Origin of the sequence: Prosthecobacter sp. (assembly GCF_029946185.1) — a bacterium.
GTDB lineage: Bacteria > Verrucomicrobiota > Verrucomicrobiia > Verrucomicrobiales > Verrucomicrobiaceae > Prosthecobacter.
On sequence record NZ_JAQSEA010000220.1, the window covers coordinates 1 to 23,183 of the forward strand.

16 protein-coding genes and 1 pseudogene are annotated in these 23,183 nt (G+C 58.7%); 9 read left to right on the forward strand and 8 right to left on the reverse strand.

Translation table 11 applies throughout. The features are described from left to right. Positions 1-117 precede the first annotated feature (117 nt). The 5 genes from folD (at position 118) to PSV43_RS18460 (ending at position 9,343) form a co-directional block, all read left to right on the forward strand. Complete coding sequence (gene folD / locus PSV43_RS18440) at positions 118-996, forward strand: bifunctional methylenetetrahydrofolate dehydrogenase/methenyltetrahydrofolate cyclohydrolase FolD (RefSeq protein ID WP_300200774.1); 879 nt, start codon at positions 118-120, stop codon at positions 994-996. Between the two features lie 70 nt (positions 997-1,066). Next, the gene (locus PSV43_RS18445) at positions 1,067-3,979 is read left to right on the forward strand and encodes a hypothetical protein (RefSeq protein WP_300200777.1); all 2,913 of its coding nucleotides are present in this window, start codon (positions 1,067-1,069) and stop codon (positions 3,977-3,979) included. A 36-nt stretch (positions 3,980-4,015) separates the two neighbouring features. Continuing rightward, entirely contained in the window at positions 4,016-5,572 is a 1,557-nt protein-coding gene (locus PSV43_RS18450; RefSeq protein ID WP_300200780.1) for a peptidase S10, read from the forward strand. Between the two features lie 209 nt (positions 5,573-5,781). Then, entirely contained in the window at positions 5,782-8,004 is a 2,223-nt protein-coding gene (locus PSV43_RS18455; protein ID WP_300200783.1) for a DUF1549 domain-containing protein, read from the forward strand. A gap of 43 nt (positions 8,005-8,047) precedes the next feature. After that, entirely contained in the window at positions 8,048-9,343 is a 1,296-nt protein-coding gene (locus tag PSV43_RS18460) for a DUF1501 domain-containing protein (protein WP_300200786.1), read from the forward strand. 93 nt (positions 9,344-9,436) lie between these two features. Here PSV43_RS18460 and PSV43_RS18465 read toward each other — a convergent pair whose 3' ends face one another. Next, positions 9,437-10,405 carry a hypothetical protein gene (locus PSV43_RS18465; protein WP_300200789.1) on the reverse strand — a complete coding sequence of 323 codons (969 nt, stop codon included), beginning with the start codon at positions 10,403-10,405 and terminating at the stop codon, positions 9,437-9,439. A gap of 377 nt (positions 10,406-10,782) precedes the next feature. Between PSV43_RS18465 and xseB the strand changes: the two genes are divergently transcribed. The 3 genes from xseB to PSV43_RS18480 all read left to right on the forward strand — a co-directional run bounded on the left by xseB (position 10,783) and on the right by PSV43_RS18480 (position 14,930). After that, positions 10,783-11,130: an exodeoxyribonuclease VII small subunit gene (gene xseB / locus PSV43_RS18470; RefSeq protein WP_300200792.1), complete on the forward strand. Its 348-nt coding sequence runs from the start codon at positions 10,783-10,785 to the stop codon at positions 11,128-11,130. Between the two features lie 4 nt (positions 11,131-11,134). Further along, positions 11,135-13,027, forward strand: coding sequence for a 1-deoxy-D-xylulose-5-phosphate synthase (dxs, locus tag PSV43_RS18475; protein WP_300200795.1), 1,893 nt, complete (start codon positions 11,135-11,137; stop codon positions 13,025-13,027). 583 nt (positions 13,028-13,610) lie between these two features. Then, positions 13,611-14,930 carry an SUMF1/EgtB/PvdO family nonheme iron enzyme gene (locus PSV43_RS18480; RefSeq protein WP_300200798.1) on the forward strand — a complete coding sequence of 440 codons (1,320 nt, stop codon included), beginning with the start codon at positions 13,611-13,613 and terminating at the stop codon, positions 14,928-14,930. 327 nt (positions 14,931-15,257) lie between these two features. On the opposite strand, the gene pheA is transcribed toward PSV43_RS18480, so the two are convergent. Then, positions 15,258-16,343, reverse strand: a complete 1,086-nt coding sequence (pheA, locus tag PSV43_RS18485; protein WP_300200801.1) for a chorismate mutase — start codon at positions 16,341-16,343, stop codon at positions 15,258-15,260. Positions 16,344-16,364: 21 nt separating this feature from the next. Then, a complete protein-coding gene (scpB, locus tag PSV43_RS18490) occupies positions 16,365-17,072 on the reverse strand; it encodes an SMC-Scp complex subunit ScpB (protein WP_300200804.1) in 708 nt (235 codons plus the stop codon). Between the two features lie 123 nt (positions 17,073-17,195). On the opposite strand from scpB, the gene PSV43_RS18495 reads away from it, so the two are divergent. Beyond that, positions 17,196-18,347 carry a hypothetical protein gene (locus PSV43_RS18495; protein ID WP_300200807.1) on the forward strand — a complete coding sequence of 384 codons (1,152 nt, stop codon included), beginning with the start codon at positions 17,196-17,198 and terminating at the stop codon, positions 18,345-18,347. A gap of 15 nt (positions 18,348-18,362) precedes the next feature. Here the strand turns inward: PSV43_RS18495 and PSV43_RS18500 are convergent, their stop codons facing one another. The 5 genes and pseudogenes from PSV43_RS18500 to PSV43_RS18520 all read right to left on the reverse strand — a co-directional run. Then, entirely contained in the window at positions 18,363-18,779 is a 417-nt protein-coding gene (locus PSV43_RS18500) for a cupin domain-containing protein (protein WP_300200809.1), read from the reverse strand. Positions 18,780-18,854: 75 nt separating this feature from the next. Further along, positions 18,855-19,169, reverse strand: a complete 315-nt coding sequence (locus PSV43_RS18505) for a hypothetical protein (RefSeq protein WP_300200812.1) — start codon at positions 19,167-19,169, stop codon at positions 18,855-18,857. A 177-nt stretch (positions 19,170-19,346) separates the two neighbouring features. Further along, entirely contained in the window at positions 19,347-19,487 is a 141-nt protein-coding gene (locus tag PSV43_RS18510) for a hypothetical protein (RefSeq protein ID WP_300200815.1), read from the reverse strand. A gap of 34 nt (positions 19,488-19,521) precedes the next feature. Then, positions 19,522-21,279, reverse strand: a complete 1,758-nt coding sequence (locus PSV43_RS18515; RefSeq protein ID WP_300200818.1) for a glycosyl hydrolase family 28-related protein — start codon at positions 21,277-21,279, stop codon at positions 19,522-19,524. A gap of 29 nt (positions 21,280-21,308) precedes the next feature. Beyond that, positions 21,309-23,183 (reverse strand): annotated as a pseudogene (locus PSV43_RS18520) (hypothetical protein); the annotation flags it as partial.

The window sequence follows — 23,183 nt, forward strand, 5'->3', positions numbered from 1 at the left end:
CTTGACCCCGACTTCCGTCTCCAAATCCTCTCGCTCCTTCATGCGTAAGCCCTGCATTCGCCCCCGGTTTTTGGCCATGGCGGTTGACTCGCCGCCGCCCCTGCATGACCTAAAAACATGCAAATCATCTCTGGAGCCGCTGTCGCCGAAAAAGTACTCGAAGAATGCCGCCGCGAAATCGCCGAACTGGCCGCGCGGGGACGCAAGCCGGGCCTCGCGGTCGTGCTCATTGGCGATGATCCTGCCTCACGGGCTTACGTTCGCTCCAAAGACAAGAAGTGCCGCGATCTCGGACTGCACTCGGTCAAACTCGAACTCCCGGTCACGACGACGCAGGAGGAGCTGCTGGCCCATGTGCAGGCTTTGAACAACGATCCGGCGATTCATGGTATTCTGGTGCAAAGCCCGCCGCCCAAGCACATCGACGAGGCCGCCATCGTGCGGGCCATTGATCCGGCGAAGGATGTGGATGGCTTTCACCCGGTCAATGTCGCCAAGCTCGCGCTGGAAGATCCCACCGGCTTCGTCCCCTGCACTCCGCTGGGCTGTCAGCGGCTGCTGATTGATGCGGGCATCGAAACCAGCGGCGCGCATGCCGTCGTGGTTGGCCGCAGCATGATCGTGGGCAAGCCCATGGCCCTGCTGCTCATGGCCAAGGGCAAAGGCGGCGACGCCACCGTGACCGTGACGCATTCCCGCACCAAGGACCTCGCCGCGATCACCCGCACAGCGGACATCATCATCGCTGCGATTGGCCGCCCGCATTTCATCAAGGCCGAGCATGTCAAAGAAGGTGCCGTCGTGATCGACGTGGGCATCAACCGCGTGGATGATCCCACCACCGAGAAAGGCTACAAGCTCGTCGGCGACGTGGCCTATGATGAAGTCGCGCCGAAATGCCGTGCCATCACCCCCGTCCCTGGCGGCGTCGGCCCGATGACCATCGCCATGCTGATGGCAAACACGATCAAGGCCTGCAAACAGGCCAAGTCCTAGTCACCATTGACCCCCGGGCTCGAAAGATCAGACTGGACTGCCGCGAGGGTTCCTGCTGTTCTTTTGGGCCATGAAATTCCTCCTCCGGATCGTCCCATGTTTCCTGCTGCTCGCGCCCCTCTTGGCAGCAGAAGCGGACGACGACTGGCGCAAAGCCGCACGCGAATTCCTCAAGGAGCACCATTTCGCACCCATTGAAGTCAAGCCTGGCACCCGTTTTCAGTCCGACCTCAGCCGTGACCGTTGGCAGTGGCAGCAGCGCGTGCTGCTGCCCACACTGGAAAAGCATCTCGAAAAGTGGCCCTCACAGGCAGAACGCGCACGCAGTTTGGTGAAGCAGGCCCTGCTGGCAAAGATCAGACATCCGGACGTGGACCGCTCTCGCACTCCCGAGAAAATGGAGCAGGAGGGCCTGGAACTCGCCAAAGCCGGCGTGGACGAACCGCTGGTTCTGTGGGCCACCGCCTGGGCCGCCTGGGAATGGCGTGAGGGCTACATCGATGCCATCGCCAAACTCAAAAATGCCGCGCAGCACAGCCTGACCAAGGACTACCCCGCCGCGCTTCTGCTGCTCACCCGCACGCTCATCCGCGAGATCGAAGACGACCGTAACGAAGAAGAACCCACCCACGAAGAGGATTATTACAGGGCCGCCATGCAAGCGGCGAAGGACCCGCGCAGCTACAGCAGCCAGGATGACGAAATCCTCTGGCATGATGTCCAGCGCATGTTCTACCGGCTTTACCTGGCGAAACACCTCAAGGAAACCGAGGCATTCGCACGTGATGAGCGCTTCACTCCATGGCTACGGGAGATGATGCAGGGCCAGTTGCAGAGTTCACAGGGCATCGAAAGCCGTGGAGGTGGCTACGCCAATACGGTGACTGCCGATGGCTGGAAAAGTTTCGAAAAGCACATGCCTGTCGCCGCAGCGCATTTCCGGAAGGCCTGGGAACTGCACCCTGAGCGCGCGGACGCAGCGGAGCAGATGGTCGAAATTCTCAAAAGCGGTTTCGGCATTGAGGGCGAAACCACCCGTCTGTGGTTTGACCGCGCTGTAGCGGCGCAGTTTGATGCCACGGGTGCCTACTATGGCTATGTGTGGTCCCTGCGTCCCCGCTGGGGCGGCAGTGTGGATGACATTCGCTGCCTGCTGCTGGCCTGCGCACTGACTGACCGTCCTGACACAGATGTGGCGGAGGTCGCCCTAAAGCTCGTGGACTTCGTCAAAAGCGACAGCGGTGCGGAAGACGAACGCGCCGTCCTGCAAACACCCGCCCTGAAGCAGGCCCTTTTGCACACCTCTCGACGGCTGGCGGACGAGCCCTCCCGCATCTGGGAGCGTCCGTGGCGGCTCGCTGACCTGGGGGTGTATGCCTGGAAAGCCGCGGAGTATCCGCTGGCAGATGACATTTTGCATCAGGTGCCGGTGCCGTTTCCACGCCAGACGCGGCGGAAGCTGAACCTCGCCGCCAATGAAACGGAGGTGCGCGGCCAGTCGGCCATCTTTGCCATCGGCATGCAGCAGGAATGGGAGGCTGCGGAAACTGAATATTCAAATCACAAGATCTCCCAGTCGCTGCAAACCTGCCAGGACATCGCCTCACGCTTTCAAAACGAGCCTCCCGCCATGCTGCTGGAGCACATGGCCGCCTGCAAATTTGAAACCTCCTTTGCCACTGGCGAGTGGCTTCAAATGCAGGCCCGTCCAGACATGGCGGAGTGGCATCATCTCAGCGGACCGTGGACCGGTTCACCAGACGGCACTCTGCAGATCATCGGCAAGGACGCCCAGGCTTACATTCTCCACAACGGCCGCGTGGGCGGCGACTTTGAACTGCGGGGCAGCTACACTCTGGAAGGCGATGATCCATTCCAAGGACTGAGCATCATGCTAGGGTATCATCGGCCGAAGAAAGAGAGCTTCATCGCATGCTCTCAATGGAAAAACGACAGCGACGGCAGCATCGTCACCCTGCTGCGCGACTTCGCCCAGACAAGTGCACCGAGCATCATCCTGCGTGGAGACGACCGCACCTGGCGCTTCCACATTTTTTGCAAAAACGGCCGCGTTACTTTCCGGCTGAACCATCGCGATGTTCTGATCGATTACCTCGATATGAACAAGCAAGGCAAAGCCTTCGAGATGGCCGAATCCGGCCTCATCGGCTTCTGCTCTCACTTCTTCGGCATTGGCACGACCACGAACATCCGCGATCTGGAGATCCGCAAACTGTCGGCAGAGGAAGCCGCCCCGTCTCCCGATATCGCCGGACTTCACCAAATGCTGCCATCGGAAATCGCAGCCCGGCTGGCAGAAGCCCGGCACGAAAACAAAACGGCCGAAGCTGATAAGATCGAAGCCTTTGGCAAAGCCGTGCAAACAGCAGGCACCACCCCCGTTCCGCTGCCACCTGTGACCTTGGACGAACGCATTCTCCACAGCCTGCTGCGCGGCTATCGCCAGAGCGTGAGCACGCGCCTCGCCCTAGCTGGCAAACCGGTCGAGCCCTCCCGCCACGAAGAGCCGCTGGCCAGCTTCAATGCCGTGGAATGGGAGCCGATGAAAGGGACCTGGACGATGGCGGACGGCGCGCTCACTGGCAGTGGCGACAGCTCCTTGAGCTATGACTTTCACCGCTCGCCGCCGTTCCAGATTGATCTCGAAATCAAGGTGCTCGACGGCATGCGTCCGCGTCTGGTGCTGGGCAATGTCAAATTCGCCAACGAAGGCTACGCGACGACCTTCGGCCTTTACCCACAGCCCCAAGGTGCGGCGCTGTTTAAGTACGAGCGCAACAAATCCTATCAGATCACCCTCAAGGCCCTGACGGACAAAACCGAACTGCTCGTCAACGGGGTCCACGTTTGTAACGGTCCGAAAATCGAAGGAACTGTCGATATCCTGCAGTTTCGGGGCGGCGACGACTACTCCAAAGGTAAAACCGAATTCCGAAAGATTCGCGCCAGATCACTGCCTTGATCCTTGTTATCAATTCTCTCCAGCCACCTCTCTCCTATGCGCAGCCAATCCATTCTCCCCTCTCTCCTGCTCAGTCTTGCGTTACCCGTCTGCCTAACCGCTCAAGAAAAAAAGCCCGACAAGCCTGACACACCGCCCGCAGAAAAGACAGAGGGCAAAGAAGGAGAGAAAAAGGAGCCGAAAAAGCCTGACGCCGACAAGCCGGTGGTGACGTCCGGCACGGTGACCATCGGAGGCAAAGAAATCGCGTATGAAGCCAAGGCGGGCACGCTGCCCATTTTGAAACCAGATGGCAAGCCATCGGCCCAGGTTTTTTACGTGGCCTACACGATGAAGGATGTGAAGGACGCGGCTACGCGACCCGTGACGTTCTGTTTCAATGGCGGCCCGGGCAGCAGCTCGGTGTGGCTGCACCTGGGTGCATTCGGCCCCAAGCGGGTCGATTTGCCTGCGGATGGACTGACGCCACCGCTGCCGCCGGGCGGGCTGGTGAACAATGAGTTCTCCTTGCTGGATGTGACGGATCTCGTGTTCATCGACCCGGTGAACACGGGCTTTAGCCGTGCGGAAGACCCCAAAAACTTGAGTGAATTTCTCGGTGTGCAGGAAGACATCGCCAGTGTGGGCGAGTTCATGCGGCTGTGGGTCACCCGCGAGGAGCGCTGGCGTTCACCGAAGTTCATCGCAGGGGAGAGCTATGGCGGCATTCGCGGCGGTGGCCTGGCGGAGCATCTGCAGCAGCGGCACCGCATGTACTTAAATGGCATCGTGATCGTCTCCGGCTTGCTGGATTACGCGACGCTGATGAGCGCACCGCTCAATGATGTCCCCTATGAAGTACTTCTCCCTGCTCTGACAGCCACGGCGCATTACCACAAGAAGCTGCCGGCGGATTTGCAGGCGGATTTCAAGAAGGCGGTGGCGGAGTCGCGCGCGTTTGCGTTCGGCGATTACGCATCAGCCCTGCTCAAAGGCAGCGATCTGACTGCGGCGGAGCGTGAGGTGGTGGTGAAGAAGCTGGCAAGGCTGACCGGCCTGGAGCCCAAGCTGATCGAAGAGCAGGAACTGCGGATCGACAGCGGGGTCTTCCGTGAAATGCTGCTGCGCAAAGAAAAGCTGGTGCTCGGTGCCTACGATGGCCGGGTGACGGGGCGGGATGGCGATGAGTCGGAAAATCATCCTCAGATCGAGCCGTTCATGCGCGTGGTGGGCAGTATCGCTGCCGCTTCAATGAACGCTTACCTGCGCGAGGAACTGCTTTTTGAAAAAGATCTGCCTTACGAAGTGCTGGCCCCCCAGCCGAACTGGAACCACGGCAAGGGCAACAGCTACACGAGCGTGAGCGGCCAGCTGGCGGAGGCGATCAAGCAAAACCCCCATCTCCGTGTGCTGGCGCTGCTGGGCTGGCGAGATCTGGTGACTCCCCCTGACAACATGCGGCTGAGCGTGCGCCAGATGCACTTGCCGGACGAACTGCGTGGGAACATCGAGTTCGCCGAATATGAGTCCGGCCACATGATGTACACGAACCGCCCTGACATGGAGAAAATGCACGCAGACATCGCCGCATTCATGGCAAAGGCGCTGAAGTAAACATTTGAGCAGCAAAATAGCCATAACATGGCCAAATCAGGGTCCAACGTATCCCTGCAGACTTAAAAAAACCGTCGCCGAGTCGGCAAAGAGGCCACCCACTTCTCTGGGCTTGATGAAAACGCAAAAAAAACGCAATTTACCCTAATTGAAGGGCCTTCCGGCACGTTCGTGCCATTGGAAGCCAATTTCATTCATTCCACAACACCATGAAACAAACCACGAAACTGCTCAGCAGCCTGCTTGTTTCCGCCCTCGTTGCGTCTTCCGCCTTTGCGGAAATTCGCACTTGGACGGACACCTCGGGCCGCCAAGTCACCGCCTCATTCATCGGACTCGATGGTGAGGACATCATCCTGAAAACCGCAGACGGCGCCACTCACAAGTTTGCACTGACCAGATTGTCTCCGGAAGATCAGGCTCTGGCAAAAAGCATGAAGCCTTCGGACCAGCCGGTGATGCTGGCCAATTCCACGGTCGCCCAGGCATCTGCCGCAGTTGATCGCCTCGTGGCCAATGGTCTTGTGCGTGCCAATCCTGAGCGTCTCAAGATGACGCCCCCGAAGGCACCCATCAAAAGCTTCAATCCCCTGGCCAACGACGAGCAGTTCGTGCGCCGTGTCTATCTCGACATCGTGGGTCGCATTCCTAATTACACTGAAACCATTCAGTTCGTTCAGGACTCCAATCCGAGCAAGCGTGCCAAGCTGATCGACATGCTCTTGGACAGCCCTGGCTACAATAGCAATACCTTCAACTATTTCGCAGAAATGCTGCGTGTGAAAGACCGCCTCGAACAGGACAACCTGCGCGGCGTTCCCTACATCAACTGGATGCAGCACGAGATCGAGAAAAACACCTCGTGGGATAAGATGGTGTTCGAGATGCTGACCGCCAAAGGCAAAATGTGGCAGGATGGTGCTGCTGGTTATCTCCTGCGTGATGCAGGGATGCCGCTGGACAACCTGGCCAACACGCTCGCCGTGTTCCTTGGCACAGACGTGGCCTGCGCCCAGTGCCATGACCACCCCTTCTCCGACTGGACCCAGCACCAGTTCTATGAAATGGCCTCCTTCTTCGGTGCCACCACCACCAACATGCGCGCTGCGGAAAACCGCAAAAAGGGCAAGGATGCCTCCGGCATGATGGCGGTGAACGCCATGAAAGATCTGATGCCCAAGATTGAAGAAATGGTCACCAGCAGCGGCATGGACATCAAGCGCATCCGCAACGGCATCAACAACTACATGGGAGCTAATCGCTTCATCGTCGGTGACATGAGCACCAACAGCATGAAGCTGCCGCATGACTACAAGTATCCGGATGACAAGCCCAATGCACTCGTGGAGCCCAAGTTCATCACTTGGACCAAAAACGACAAGAATCTTCCTGCCTACAAGCAGACCATGAAGTCCGCCGAAGAACTCCGTCCGGCATTCGCCAAATGGACCACCGACCCAAGCAATCCCCGCTTTGCCATGGCGATCGCCAACCGCATGTGGAAGCGTGCTTTCGGCCAGGGCATCAATGAGCCAGTGACCAACATTGACGATCCCAAGCAGTCGGTGAATCCCGAACTGCTCAGCCACTTGGCCGAAGAAATGAAACGGGTGAAGTTCGACATCAAGAGCTTCATGCGCATCATCTACAACACCCGCGCCTATCAGGCGGAAGCCACCTCGGAAAAGATGGTCATGGGTGAACCCTACTACTTCCAGGGACCGCTGCTTCGCCGCATGAGCGCTGAACAGGCCTGGGACTCCTACATGACCTTGGTTCTCGGAGACCCCGACAAGTATGCCAAGCCGCTGGAAGACCTCTACAGCCGCTCGATCGACCTGGACCTCAGCAACCCCAAGCTGGATGCACAGACGGTGCTGGTGAAATATGACGCCTTCCGTAAAATGGCCGAAAAAGAGCGCGCACTCATGGGCGGTGGTCTTGCCGAAGCCGGTGGTGATGACATGATGATGGACGGCGGCAAAGCCAAAGGAAAAGCCAAGGCAGAAGCCAAGCCTGCTGGTGAGATGATGGAGAACGCCTCCCTCACCTACGGCGGCATGATCCTTCGCCGCGCCTCCACCTTGGAGCAGCCAGCGCCAAACGGCCACTTCCTGATCGATTTCGGCCAGTCTCCGCGTGCCTTGATCGACGGCAGTGTGAAGACCGGTTCGGTTCCTCAGGTGCTGATGATGATGAACGGCAAGGCGCAGCAGATGCTCACCAGCCCAGATTCACTGGTGTTCCGCACGATGGCCAAAGTGAAGTCGCCGCCTGAAAAGGTTGAGGCTCTGTTTGTCTCCGTTCTCAACCGCCGCCCGACGCTTGCAGAAAAGGACATCGCCAAGCGCGCCCTCTCTGGAGGCGAAGACGGCTATTCCAACATGATCTGGGCTCTCATCAACACCCGCGAGTTCATCTTCATCCAATAATTTACAGGCTCAACCACAACACTTAACGCGTTAAACTTCACTTATGAAATCAGCACATAACAAACTCAATCCTATCGCCCGTCGTGACTTTATGATGCGCACGGCTCAAGCCGCGCTCGGCGTGACTGTCATGCCCTCTCTGAATCTGGCGGCAGCCGGCACCACCGGGGCAGGCACTCCCGGCTTCGGCAAGGCCAAAAACGTCATCTTCCTCTGGATGGGTGGCGGCATGACCCACATCGACACCTGGGATCCAAAAGACGGTGCAACCAAAGGCCCGACCGACCCCATCAAAGCGAATGCGGGTTCCGGCAACCTTGACCGCCTCGGCGGCACCATGGTGAAAATGGCCAAGGTGGCCAACAAGTTCTCTATCATCCGCTCCATGAGCTCCAAGACTGGCGTGCATGATCAGGGCACCTATGTCATGAAGACCGGCTATGAGCCGCGTGGCACGATTGTTCATCCTTGCATCGGCGCTTGGGCCTCCCATTTCCTGGGTCGTATCAAGGGACCAACCCTGCCAGACAGCGTCGTCGTCAACAGCGGCAATGCTTTCCCAGGCGCAGGCTTCTTCCCGACTACGATGAGCCCCATCCCGATCTCGAATCCTGAGACCGGGCTGCAAAACATCAAGCCAACCACCCCGGAAGATCAGTTCAAAAAGCGTCTGTCTCTGACCGACGAATTCGACACCTCCTTCCGTAAAAAGTTCCAGTCGGACGATGTGAAGTCCTATTCCGAGTTCTATGACGAAACCGTCAAGCTCATGAAGAGCGAAGACCTCAAGGCCTTCGACCTCTCTCAGGAGTCTCAGGCGGTGCGTGATAAGTTTGGCAGAAACAACTTCGGCCAGGGAGCCCTCCTTGCCCGTCGTCTGGTGCAGGCTGGCGTGCGTTTCGTTGAAGTTCAATCGGGTGGTTGGGACATGCACAACACCATTGACTCGGCACTCGGCACCACTGCCGCCACCATGGACAGTGTGTTCGCCGCGCTGATCGAAGACCTCGTCTCCAACGGCCTGTTTGAATCCACGATGATCGTCATGGGTTCTGAGTTCGGTCGCACACCAAACATCAACGAGAACGATGGTCGTGACCATTATCCGCTCGCTTACTCCACCGTCTTCGCCGGCGGCGGCGTCAAAGGCGGTTTCGTCTATGGTTCCACCGACAAGGAAGGTGCCCGTGTAACTGACAAGCAGTGCACACCGCAGGACTTCCAGGCCACCATCGGCCATGGCATGGGCCTGCCGGTGGAAGAAGTGGTCATGTCCCCCTCAAACCGTCCGTTCACGGTCGGCGACAAGGGCGTTCCAGTCACCGACATCTTCGCGTAACCAAGCGCAGGATAATATCCTCAATGAGAAGCACCCGGTCGCAAGACCGGGTGTTTTTTTATGCCGTCTTGTCCTGCATGAATCGCGGGCGCCTCACACGCGCCTGCGTGGGGCATGCAGCAAAGCGGCCGCTAGGATCAACAGCATCACGCAGCCAGGCTCGGGCACGGGTGTGACGGATGTGATGGCAAAGCTAAAATCGTCGAAGCTTTGAATGTAGCTCACCGCACCATTATCCAGAGTGCCGCCGCGTAAATCCCACTGCAATCCGGTGATCTCGCCGCTGATCAGCCCTAGGCTTTGATTGCTGAGCACGCTGCTGCTGATTCCCAGCAGTGAACTGCCGTCGTTGAAAGCGCTTATGCCGAGGCTGGCGGTATTATGCAGGGTATCCAGCGCGACTGTGATTTGGGACCAGCCCAGGGTTCCCATCTGATAGGCCGTCGTCTGCCATTCGCCACCTGCCATGCGGTACTGCAGGAAATTGTCCCCGGTGTACCCCACTTCAAAAACGGGCTGATTGGCCGCATCCAGCAGGGACAAACCCAACATATTGCCGGTGTCCGGGTCATCCCAGTCCGAGGGCTTGACCCAAAACGACATCTGAACCTGCAATCCCGCAGTGTTGCCAGGGGCAAGCCCGCCAAAATCGCGGGAATCCATGTGGTAAACGTAGCTGAGGCTTTGATCCGAAGCCATCAGGTTCAGAGTCTGCGACCCCGAGTGCGGCATGGTATTGCGGTAGGCGACGATCTGATTCCGGTCGTACTGGCTGCCAAAATAGTAGGGCGCAGTGGCATCTTCGTACAATCTGCCGCCAGAAAGCGTCTGCCAGAGGCCCGTGCCGTCGGCAATGTCTGCCGCCGCCCCTCCGGGGCCCGAGTTGTTTGAGCCAAACTGGCCCGCGTTATAGCGAGTGACGTCAGGCCCGTTCGTGCCGTCCCCCAGCGAGTTAGGGTAGGCTCCCAGCGGCACCACCCCGGTGTAGCCGTTGGCGGAGTTGTTGTTGAGATAATACTGGGCATCCCCGGCCACGTACGCCGAGAGAATTTGGCCGTTCATGGGGACACGGTAACCATCCTGCTCCTCGAAACTGCCCAAATAGCCAAGAGCGTCCTGAGACCCGAACACGGCCCCAATGACGCACGCATAGAAACAAATTCTGCATTCAGTGATCTTCACGGGCTAAGTATTAATTTATCCACTCTAAATATAAATTCAATAATTAACGAATAATTTCATAATCTCAGGGGGGCGATTTCCTCTGGGCCGTCCGCGAAGGAAGGGATCACCGCTTCCCGTTACGAGCGCCATTCTGAACCCACCGCCGCCCAAGATTGCCAATTGCCTTCCGACCACGGTTTTTCCTGCTTGCGGCCTTCTTTGAAGCCCGGATAATAGTCGCCCTTCCGCGCCTCCTTGGCTCGTGAATTGACACCATGAGCAAACCCAGCCCCAAGTCCGACGAACCCTCCTTTGAAGACGCCATGCAGCGATTGGATGAGATCGTGGGAGGCATGGAAGACGGCCAGCTCTCCCTGGAGGAAATGATCTCCAGCTACGAAGACGGCGTACGACTCCTCAAGCTCTGCCGCCAGCGCATCGACGGAGCCCGCCGCCGGGTGGACCTGATCAGTGCCGACCTGGAAGGTGGCAAAGCCTCGCTCACTTCATTTGACGATGCCTCTGATAACGACGAGAGCGCCGAAGACACCGAAAAACTCCGCCCCCCAGCCCGCCGCCGCAAAACCGCCGAGACTGAAGGTGGCGAAATTCGACTTTTTTAGACCTGTGGACACCCAACTGCCTGACATCAACTCCCCTGCCGACCTCAAAGCTCTGCCGCTGGAGAAACTGCCCGAACTCGCGGAGAAAATCCGCCAGACGCTCATCGAGACCCTCAGCCTGACCGGCGGCCACCTCGGCCCGAATCTCGGCGTTGTGGAGCTTAGCATCGCTCTGCATCGGGTTTTCGACACCCCCAAGGACCGCTTCGTCTTCGATGTGGCGCATCAAGGCTACGTCCACAAAATGCTCACCGGCCGCTGGGACCGGATTCACACCATCCGCCAGCATGACGGCCTGAACGGCTTCCTCCTTCGCACCGAAAGCGAACACGACTGCTACGGTGCTGGCCACGCGGGCACCGCCCTCTCTGCCGCCCTTGGCATGGCCACCGGCCGAGATCTCTCCGGCACTGACGAAAATGTCATCTGCGTCGCCGGAGACGCCGCCTTCACCTGCGGCCCCGTGTTTGAAGCGATGAATAATGTCGCCGCTCACACCAAGCGCCTCATCGTCGTGCTCAACGACAACGAATGGTCCATTGACCGCAACGTCGGTGCCATCGCGAAGTACTTCACCTCCATCGCCACGCACCCGGCTTACGCCAATCTGCATCAAAAAGCGGGCAAACTGCTTGAGTTCGTTCTCGGTGAGGACGCACGCCGCATCGCCAAGAAGGTCGAAGACCACGCCAAGAACATCCTGCTGCCGCAAAGCCAGACGCCGTCCAATCGCAGCTCCCTCTTCGACGAATTCGGCATCCGTTATTATGGCCCCATCGACGGCCATAACATCCCTCTGCTCATCCAGACCTTCGAGTTCCTCAAGACTCAGGATGAACCGGTGATCCTGCACATCATCACCGAAAAAGGCCGCGGCTACACCCCTGCCCTCAACGATCCCGGCAAATTCCACGGCCTCGGCAAATACACCATCGAAACGGGTGAAACTCCCAGCAGCGACAAGCCCACCTACTCCCAGGTCTTCGCCCGCAGCGTCACCGACTTCGCCAAAGCCGACAAGAAAATCGTCGCCATCACCGGCGCCATGCCCGGCGGCACCGGCCTCAGCGTCTTCAAAAAGGAAATTCCCGAGCGCTACTTTGATGTGGGCATCGCCGAAGAGCATGCCGCCCTCTTTGCCTGCGGCCTCGCCACCCGTGGCCTGAAGCCCTTCCTGACCATCTACTCCACCTTCATGCAGCGTGCGTTCGACATGATCGTGCATGACATGGCCGTCCAAAACCTTCCCGTGCGCCTTTGCATGGATCGTGGCGGCCTCAGCGGTGATGACGGCCCTACTCACCACGGCCTCTTCGACATCGCCTACCTCCGTGGCATCCCCGGCATCGTGCACATGCAGCCGCGCAATGAAGATGAGTTCGTGGACATGCTCTGGACCATGGCCTGCTATGAGAGCGGCCCCATCGCCATCCGCTACCCGCGTGGCAATGGCCCCGGCATCATGCCCAAGGACAAGCCCGTCCGCCTCGAAATCGGCAAGGCTGAAGTCATTGCCGACGGCACCGACGTTGCCCTCATTGGCCTCGGCGACATGTTCCCCATCGCGGAAGCCGCCAAGAAGGAACTCGAAGCCAAAGGCCTCTCCGTCGCCCTCATCAACCCACGCTGGATTAAGCCACTCGACATGGACTGCATCGGGTCCTTCGCCCGAAAAGTGAAGGTCGTCTGCACGCTCGAAGACCACGTCCTCCGCAACGGTTTCGGCGCAGGCGTCATCGAAGAACTCAACGACGCAGGTATCCACACCCCCGTCGTCCGCATCGGCTGGCCCGACCAGTTCATCGAGCACGGCACCCCCTCAGTCCTTCGCAAAAAGCACGGCCTCAGCGTCGAGAACACCGTCTCAAAAGTGCTGGCTCAGTTGGCGGTCAACTGACCTGGGATATATAGCGGTTCGCAAAACTCATTTCCGTTTAGCAGGCTGTTTCTTGATCGCAGGTCATGCGCTTCGACGGCGGCCCGTTGAGGACAGCCAGCCCTACCAGCGCAGGGCAGACGCGTGGCCATGAGCCGCTATCCGGAAATCAGTTTTGGAAAACGCTATAGCCTGCCTTTGTTCACTCCAGAACGAACACACACGCATCGTCAGCGCCTCCAGTCCTTGGGACGAACGCGTCCCTGAGAAGGCAGGCCGCCGACGTAGGGACAGCCTTGGAATTGAATGCCGCTGATACTTCGAAAGACTTGAATCTGCGCTGTGAGATCCGTGAATATCTCCGTGCAAACCCTCCTAAAGCCTGACTCGCAGAGGGCTTGAAGACAGGAATTCGCCACAAAATCACTCCGTAATTGGGGCAGCCCAGCTTGAGCCATTCATTTAGCGTGTGCCCATCGATCTAAAGCTATACGCAATTGCACCGCCTTTGATTCGATTGGAAATTCGGCTGAATTTTTACTGTTGAGCATGCCGCACAAAAAACGGCAGCAGGCTTTTCCCTGCATAAACCAGCCTATCCCCCATGTACCTTCAAGATGATGAAACAGCTTTTTCAGAGCCCAAAATGCGGAGTGAGGTGAGAAGTTCAACCCATGGAACAAGCCAGCTGACAACATGGCGACCTCTTGTGACCTTCGGGCAGGATGAACTGGAATCGATAACAAGTGGCCCCTTCTACACACCGCCCTCGACCCCCAACCAGCGGTGTCGGCCTGGGCAGAAATGGCTCCTTGGAACGGGCTTTTTCATTGCTGCCAGCTGCGGCTATCTCCTTGGCATAAACCAACGTCCCCCTGCATCTCCGCCAGTTCAGGCAGCTCTTCCTGAAATGCCCGACATGCCAACCCTGCCTCAAACGGCTATTCTGCCATCACAACCAGATTTGGCGGCTTTGCCTGACATGCCATCGCTGCTTGATATGGCTGCTATGTTCGATGGGCCAGCACTGCCTAAAATGGATGTTTTACCGAGTGCGGTGCCCGCATCTTTGCCAGCCCCGAGTCTCGAGACCGAATTCGTTGCTCTCGAGGGGGGAGCCTATGTAATGGGAGATTCTTTGGATGGATTGAAGGATGCACGGCCTCATCAGGTCAGGTTGGCACCGTTCATGATTGCCAGACATGAAGTGAATTTGAAGCTTTGGACGGACGTCATGATTTGGGGGCGCAGCCATGGCTACACTGATCTCCCTGATGGCAGCGGTAAAGCGCACGACCACCCTGTCTGTGGCATCTCCTGGGGAGATGCGGTGAAATGGTGCAACGCGCTCAGTGAAAAGGAAGGTCTTGCGCCTTGTTATTACACCGGAACCACCAGGCAGAACGTCGCACGCAAAGGCAGGGTGGACATCGGCAACCAACATGTCAACTGGGAGGGAACTGGATACCGTTTGCCCACGGAGGGTGAATGGGAATTTGCCGCCCGTGGAGGTCTCGCAAACAAACGTTTCCCTTGGGGCAATGAGATCATTCATGAGCAGGCCAACTACCATGGCTCTGCCCTCATCGAATATGATAAATGCCAGCATGAAGGAGCCGCGGCTATACTGAAGAGCAGCGCACCCTACACCGCGGTCATTGGCAGCTTTAAGGCTAACGGCTTCGGCCTCTATGACATGGCTGGCAACGTGGCCGAATGGTGCTGGGATTTCTACGATCCAAGTTACGGAGCTCCGATGCAACCGCTGGACAACCCCCATGGTCCTGAGAAAGGCAAAAACTGCGTTATCCGAGGTGGTAGCTGGCGGCACACGGCCTCAGACGCCCGATGCGCGAGTCGCTTCAGCCTGCCGGGAGATATCACAGCAATACATGTCGGCTTTCGGGTTGTACGCGGCCTGTGAGGTGCGCAGGGCGATGTTTTCAGCACGTTCGCCACTTTTCTGGCCCTTGGCCTCCATGCGTTGCCATACAGTGTGTTTCGTGAGATCATTCGGGGTCTCGTGAGAGAAGAAATTCTCCAAGTCCATGTCCCGTGAGTGCTCGAAAGCGCATGCTCTCAGCGCGCGAGAAGTTTGAAACATCAGCAGCTTGCTGCTTCCGTTCGCTTCCAGTTGGTGGCAAAAAAAATCGCCGCGTTCAACAAGCCTAGGTCCAGCTTTTCACACTTCCTTATCCGTTCCAGGGGTGGATGCAGACGGAAGATTGCAGGAGTGAATCTCCCTACCTCCCTACCTCTCCTCCACCCAACCCGGAGCCGGATAGCTGCCGAGGGTCTTCACCTGCGCGGCGATGCCTTCGACTTCGAGGGCTGTGATGGCCTGCCGGAGCGTGGCATCACTATGGTGGCCGCTGATTTCGAGGAAAAAGCGGGCCTGGGTGCCGCTGGTCGTGGGGCGGTTCTCGATTTGGCGCACGTTGACGTTGCGTGAGGCAAAGACCTGCAGGACTTCCATGAGCGCGCCCACACGGTCCTTGGAATGGATCATGAGCATCGTGTTGTCGTTGCCCGAAGGCGGGCCGGAGCGGCGGCCGAGGATGATGAAGCGCGTCTGCGTGGCGTATTCACGCGGTGAGGTGGCGATAACGCGCAGATCGTGCAACTCTGCGCTCAAGGGTGTCCCTAGCGCTGCCACGGCAGGATTCTGCGCGGCAAGGGTGGCCGCAGCACCAGAACTCTCTGATTCGATCAGTTGTGCCCTAGGGAAGCTCTGCATGAGCCAGGGACGGCAATGCGCGAGCATCTGCGCCCGGCCATGAATCTCGGTGATGGTGCTGTTCGGCCCCTGTGCCATGACGGCGGCATCGGCCTTCCACAAAATCTCGGCGTAGATCTGCAAGGCGCTGTCCGCGAGATGATCCAGCGTGTGATGCACTGCTCCTTCCGTTGAGTGCTCGATGGGCAGCACGCCATAGTCGGCGGTCTGCGCAGCCACGCGGCCAAAGACGCCTTCGGTGCTGGCTTCGGCGAGGTATTCGACACAGTGGCCAAATTTGTTCACCGCCGCCTGATGCGTCCAGGAACCCGTAGGGCCGAGGTAGGCTATTTTAAGGCTGTCTTCCAAGGCGAGCGCAGCGCTCATGATCTCGCGATAGATCGCACGGATGGCACGCTCGGTGAGGCGACCGTTTTGCGCGCGGTTGATCTCCGCCAGTTTGCGCAGCAGCTTGTCCTCGCGGCCCGGAACATAGATGTCTAGGTCGTCCTTGCGTTTGATCTCACCGACGGCATGCACCAACTCGGCGCGTTCGTTTAACAGACGCAGCAGTTGCTGATCGATGCTGTCGATCTTGTTGCGGACTTCTTCGAGGGACATGGACCGCGGGAGTAAAGAGGGTTAAGAATCGTCTGCCGCAGCAGGCGTGACGGGAGCCAGGGAGAGCTGATGCTCCTGGGGTTGCTCAGCAGCGGCGGCGGCACCTTCCTCAGCCGTCGGCAATTTCACCCGGCGAAGTTCAGAGGCGTTGGGCATGTCATCGAGACTGCGCACGCCGAAATGGTCGAGGAAAGCCTCCGTGGTGCCATACAGCAGCGGACGGCCTGGCAGATCGGCTCGGCCTTCAATCTTCATCAAACCACGGTCAATGAGCTGCTGCACCATCGCATCCACGGAAACACCGCGCACCGCTTCGATACCGGCTTTTGTGATCGGCTGGCGGTAGGCCACAATGGCGAGCGTCTCCAACGCTGGCTGGCTCAGGCGCTGCACCTTTTTGCCGGGATAGAGCGCGCGGCACCACTCGGCATACTCACCACGCGCGGCGATTCGCCAGCCGTTCGCACGCTCAACGAGGGTGAAGGCATGCTTCTCCGCTGCGTAGCGGGCGATCAGTACATCCAAACTCGCACGAACCTGCTCCTCAGTCGTAGCCGCCAATGGGGCAACCCATTCCGGGATTTGGATCGGAGTGCCTTCGGCAAGTGGCTCGCTGGCGGCATCACAAATGTCCTTGGCCGTCTCTTTGACGGCGGCACACATCTGCGGCACGCCCAGGGGCTCCTGGGTGGCAAAAAGAAGGGCTTCGACGATCGAGATCAGTTCCATGGCGCGGACAGGCAATCTCAAGCGAGCCAGAGGGGAGAGTCAAGCCGTGGAACGCACTTCGCGGGTGTCATTCCTGCGCCATCGCCCTTGACACTCCCGCCCTGCCCACGCTCTCATGCGGGCATGGCCCTGCGTCTCGACACCGCCGTCATCCGTGGCGAAATCGACAATACCACCCGCGACAACGTGCGCGGGAAGCTCTGGCTGGTCGGTCGGGATGAACCCGTCATCATCGACCTGCGCGGCAATGCCTGGCGTGACATCGCCGGCTGCAAAGTCACCTTCACCAACTCCAATCCCTCGCCACGGCCTGCCGCCGCCGGCTTGCTGCCGAAACAGAAGGGCCACGTCGGCGACATCACCGCGTCCCGCCAGGTGGAAGAGGATGCCGAAGGCAAAGCGCTCTACCTCGAATGGTTTTCCGAGGAGAACGGTCGTGTCTTCATCGAGGGCACAGATTTTGAGGTCAGCCTATCCGCGTGGGTTTGGGAAATGGATGAGGCGCAGGAGGAGGCGCAAAAAACGGCCAACCTCAGCGCCATGCGCGACTGGCTGGCCGGGATCATCCAACGCCCAGCGCCGCAGGAGGACGATGCGGAGGATGACGATGACAGCGAGGACGCCTGGGAAAACTCACTCAAGCAGTCCGACCGCCTTTCTGACGCGCACATGGAAGCGATCGAAAAATACGGCGTAGAGGGCCTCCATGATGACCGCATCTCCTTTGTCATGGGCTGGGATCACATGCTGCGCGGCAGTGGCGAAAACGAGCCCGATGACGACGATACTGAAGGTGAAGCCTGGAAAGAGGGCCATGAAGTGCTGCCAGATCTGGAAGTGATCGAGAGCGACCTCGATGACCAATCCTTCTTCGACCTCCTGGAAGAGGGGGAAGCCCACCCGCTGCAAACCATGGCCTATGACTTCGTCTTGCGCCTGCTGACCGAAATCAAAGAAGAACGCAACGAGAATGCCTCAGAGAGCGATGGCGGCACACCGCTCGACCGTTTCCTCAGGAACTCGATGAACATCAGCGGCAAGCTGGCCGGAGCACTTGGCACGCATGATTTTGGCGGCTCACTCCAAACTGGCCACACCCTCGCCATTCTACGCCGCTGCCTCAACTGGGCCAACGAGGCCTTCGGCGCATTGAACGAACTGATGGAAGCCCCCGAGTGGAAAGACCGTCAAGATTTGCTCACCGACTTCCGCGCCGAACTCTTCGCCATTCGTGACGGCATTACCGATCTCCGTCAAAAACTGCGTGAAAAGTAGGCCTGTCACGGCGTCTTAGGCCATCCGCAGCGACTTCCACGGCTCTTCCTCGCTGTGATCCACGAGGCCAGGCTCATCCGCCTTGGCCGGAGAAAGGATGGCGAGGAAAACGAGCATTTCATCGCCCACGTTCCACGTACCGTGAATTTCGCCCATCGGGATGAAGGCCGTGTCGCCAGGACCGAGGATTTTTTTCTGCTGCCCCACCCACTGCTCGGCCTTGCCTGAAAGGATGTAGATCATCTCCTCCCGCGTCGGATGCGAGTGGAAGGGGTGGCTGCGCCCCGGCTCCATGTTCGCCCGCACCATCATGAGGTGCTCGTTGTTCACGATGTCGCTGCGGCAGATCCACTCCTCCAGCGTCCAAGGAGATTGGAAATCGATTTTTTCGGCAGCAGTGACGAAACGGCGGTTGGCGATGGCGTCGGACATGGTGGACGGATGCTAGCGTGATGAATTCACCCCGGCAAGCCGGGCGATGCACCTGTGGCTATCCGTTTTACCACTTCAGTACGTGAACAGATCCTTCACCACCCACGGGCGCTCGATCTCCACGCCCTTCTGCTTGATGAGCAGATTCAGCGCATCGGCCATGCGCTGTTTCATGTGCTTGGTCAGGCGGCGGCCTTTGCGGGCGCGCTGCACAGCCTTGTGAGTCATCGGCTCCGTGCTGGCGGCCACCAAGGCGTGATTTCCCAGCTCATGCTCGGTCATGATACCATCCAGAGGCTGCACGCCCATGTTGCGCTCGATTTCGTCTTCTTGTCCCATCATCACTCTCTCATTGCGCAAACGGTCGTCTGCAATCTGAATTCGAGGCATGGGCATCCTTCTCACCTGAGCTTGTTGAGCTCGGCGCTGCGTTACAGTAGCTGTTTCGTCATGCCTCGGTGGCGCCGGATGATGGCATCCACTGCTTGCCGCGCCTCAGCGGTCACTGGCGCAGGACGATAACGCCGTGTGCCGGAGGTGGATTCGGTTGGCCTACCACGCTGTTCTTTAACTTCTGGCTGAGCCGAAACCGGTGCCGCCTTTGTCACGGGCGGAATGTCCAGCGAACGATGGAGCGCGATGGGGAACGCTGATGGCAGCGACAACGATGACGGCGATGACGAGCTGAATTTTGGTTGAGGTGGCCATGACGATGCGGGGAAAATTCGAAACACTCGGGGGTTCATTGACGCGCTCGCTCCTGTTCCAAGGATTGTGCTTGCTGAATGCTGGCAGCGGAGAGGGAGCTGAGCGGCACAGGGATGTCCCTGCCATCCATGCGCAGCAGCACGTTGGCACCTTCCACGCGCACAAAACGGGCCGAGATGCTGCGCCCTGCGGTGTTGGTCCAGGTGAGTTCTTTTTCAGCGGTGCCTGCGGCCTGCGAGGCTGGTCCCAGACGTTTGGTGCGCTGGGCTTCGTGCAGATCGGGCGGCTCCAGTCTGCCAGGGTTGATGTTTTCAAAGTGGTGTTTGCCCACCTCGTTCTTGCGCGTGCGCAGTTTCAGCCCCGCCAGCACGAGTCCACCATCAGGGGCAAAATCTGCAGACGGCATGACGATGTCTTTTTTGGTCTGGATGTTCCAAAACACCGCGCCTGCGGCTGCATTTTTTCCCTGTCCGGCGCTGCCACCGCTGGTCCACAGCCGCGTGCCAAGACCGGCGTCGAGCTGGGAGAACAGATTTTCATACGGTCCGTGGCGATGGTTGTCGATGGCGAGGTCGGCGGCTTTGCCATGACTGAAAACGTTGCCCGTACTGCCCTGCGAGACAGTGAGGTCGTGAAAGAACTTCATGCCGATGGTGAAATTGCGGCACAGACAATCTACACCCATCAACGAGATGCCATGATGACCCTGGATGTCCTCCACGGCGGACTTGCGAGTGGAGACGAATTCGATGCCATCCAAGGTGCAGAACACTGAACCGATGATGAAAGGGCCGCTGTCGGGGTTCACGATCTTGAGGTCGCGCAGCCAGCAGTCGGCAGCTCCTTTGATCTCGACCGGGTTGAATCCTTCCTCAGTCCAATGCCCGCGATAGGGAGTGGCAGGAAATTCAATGGTGAGATGCTCGACACCGCAGTTCTCCAGCGTGGGTGCGTAGCGCTTGAGCACCGGGGTCCATCCGGTGTCCACATCCGCCCTGAGCGGACGGTCCACCGTGAGGGTCTGACCTTCGACCTTCACGACAGTGAGCACCTGTGTGAGCGCGTAGTTTTCTTTCAGCTTCGAGAGGTCGCCCGAGTCGCCGCGATAAACATGCGCGAGCAAGGTTCGTGCGGAATTGTCAGTCAGTTCGAGCACGACCCGGCTGCCAACCTCAAGCCTGCTGACGTCGGACACAGCAAGCGTGGTGTCTCCGCGTTTCGCCGCTGCTGAAATGATGCTGAGCGTCTCGCCAGCGTAGCCGCTGCCGGCCAGTGAGATCATGCCGCCGCTCCATGAATAGAGCGTGGTGGCAATACTGCTTGCCGGGTTGTTGAAAACGCGCGGTGAGATGGTGTTCATCGGTACCGGCATGAGCAGCGTGGTGAGCGCCGTGCCAGCGCCCTGCAGCACGGTGCCAGATTGGGTGATCTGGAGAAACTTCGTGATCACATAGCGGCCCACAGGAAAAAAGATCACCTTCCCCGGCGATGCGGCGATGGCCTTGAGGATCGCCTCAGTGTCGTCGGTGCTTCCATCACCCGTGGCTCCGAAATCCTTCACGCTGACTCGAGCTTCGGGCACCACGGGCTCCGCAGTTCCCATGCGATAACCCGCAAAGGAAAAATCCGGCAGCGGCGAAGACGGAGTCCAACGCTCGCCTGCTTTTCCCCACAAGTCGGAGGTGGCGGAGCGAAGCGTGGAAATGCCGGACACCAGCGCCAGCCAGACTGCGAAGCAATACCTGGAGGTTTTCATCGGGCCGAAGGTGAGGCCGTGACGTATGCCTTTCATAGTGTTGTTTGATTGTGATGTGGGCGGGATTATTTGGCGGTTGATTGAAGCTGTGCGCGAAGTTCCTCACGTTGTTTTTCGAGGGATTGGATTTTCGTCCGGAGCGCATCGTTGCGCCGCTTCTGCTCCTCGGGTGCGCCGCCGGTTTGCGTACCAGCGAGCTCGATTTCCTTTTTCGCTTCGAGCAGATCGTTCAGCGCCTGCTCATATTGTAGACCTTCCGCTTCCGCGAGTTCGCGCTCGATTGCCGCCACTTCCTTGATGTCGGCACGCCCCACCTGCTGCAATACCTTGATGAGTGTCAAGCGCTCGCAAGCTCCGTCACGCTTTGCCTGCGCAGCGGAAGCCCGATCCCCAGCGAACATCGCTTCGGCCCAGCGCAGATGCTGCTCGGCTTCCACCACCGAGAGCTGGTTTCCACGAGCCGCGTAGTAGCGCGCTTTGGCCGCCTCGAAAGCTATGCGGGCAGATTCGACGGCTGATTGCGGCACGAGGTTTTGCGCCGCAGGTTTCATCGCACTAGCAGATGCGTCCTCCGCTTCCTTCGTTACGAGCTGATAGGGAGTTGTTTGTCCGTCCCTAGGTTCAGGCAGCGACTCGCTTTGCTTCGGCTTTTTCGGCACGCTTGTTCCAGCCGTGCCGGCGGCCTCGGTTTCAATCAGCTTGTAGCGAATTTTCACGCTACGCGGATTTTCGTCATCAGTGAAAAGCAGGTTGGTCACACCACAGAAGCGAACAAACTTGGAGACGGCCATCAGCGAGATCTGCGGGACTGACTTTGTGTCGCAGTGGATGAAAACGGTCAGGTTTTTGTTCTCAGCCAGGCGTTGTTTGAGCATCTCTCCCAAGGCTTCAAAGGAGGTCACTTTATTGTCGAATACGACCTGCCCGCTGGCGTCCATGCTGAGGCCGACGCTATCCTGCTCCGTGCTCGGGCTGACGATTTGCAAAAGCCCGATGCCGCCCTCGTGGGTGCGAAATACGAACGCGCCATCACGGTCCAGGTCATGGCGATTAAACATCGTCAGGGGAGGCATGGCCTTAGCGTCACTTTTCTGCTGTTGCAAGGCATCGTCCACCATCCTCAGCCCGTCCCGGGCATCCGCTGCTTCAAATGAAAGTGTGGGAAAGACAATCGCGCCCCCATACAAGGCCAGAGTCACATCGGGAGAAGTGAAAGCGAGTAACAAGTCGGCTCCGCTCGTCTGCGCCCAATTCTTGATGGTCTCATCCGTCCGGCCAGTTTTCGTGACCTTGTCAAAACGATTGCGCAGCAGGGCGAACACATTTTCGGGGGCTGCGACAAAGTCTCCGGAATCGAGATCGAGGAAGTAGTTCTCCGTGCCGTCAGCGGGATGAGTGATCACCCGCTCGATCACCGGGCCAAAGCTCACCTCCCCGGCGGGCGGAGCGGCATCCTCCTGAGCCTCGCCAAAATTGATGAGGTTTTTCACTGCCTCCGGATCGCGCGCCGTGGTCAACGGGGGAAAGAATCGAAACTGTTCTGAAAGGCCATCGTCGCGCAACACGATAACACGGCCTTTGCGCAGTTCGTAGGCAGTACCGTTCACATTCAACTCGTCGGGATAGAGTGACTCGCGCCGGTAGCCAAAGGTGCGGCCGTTCTTCAGCTTCACTGTGCCTTCGTCCAGCCAAGTATTGGTCTCGAGGTTCTGCGAACCAGAGGATGAAGTGCTGAAATCTCCCTCGTGATACAGGACATAGTGCAGCGCTGTCTCTGCCTGGTCGTGAGTCACCATGATCGAGTGGTGACTACGGCTAATGTGGGCGCCCGTGGGGAAGTTGACACCGTGGCGCGCGGCAGCCGGGTGAGTGCGGGAATAGGAAACGGTGTTGGCAACGAGCGGCCAGATGACTGTGCCGAGAGCGGCGATGATCAGGGC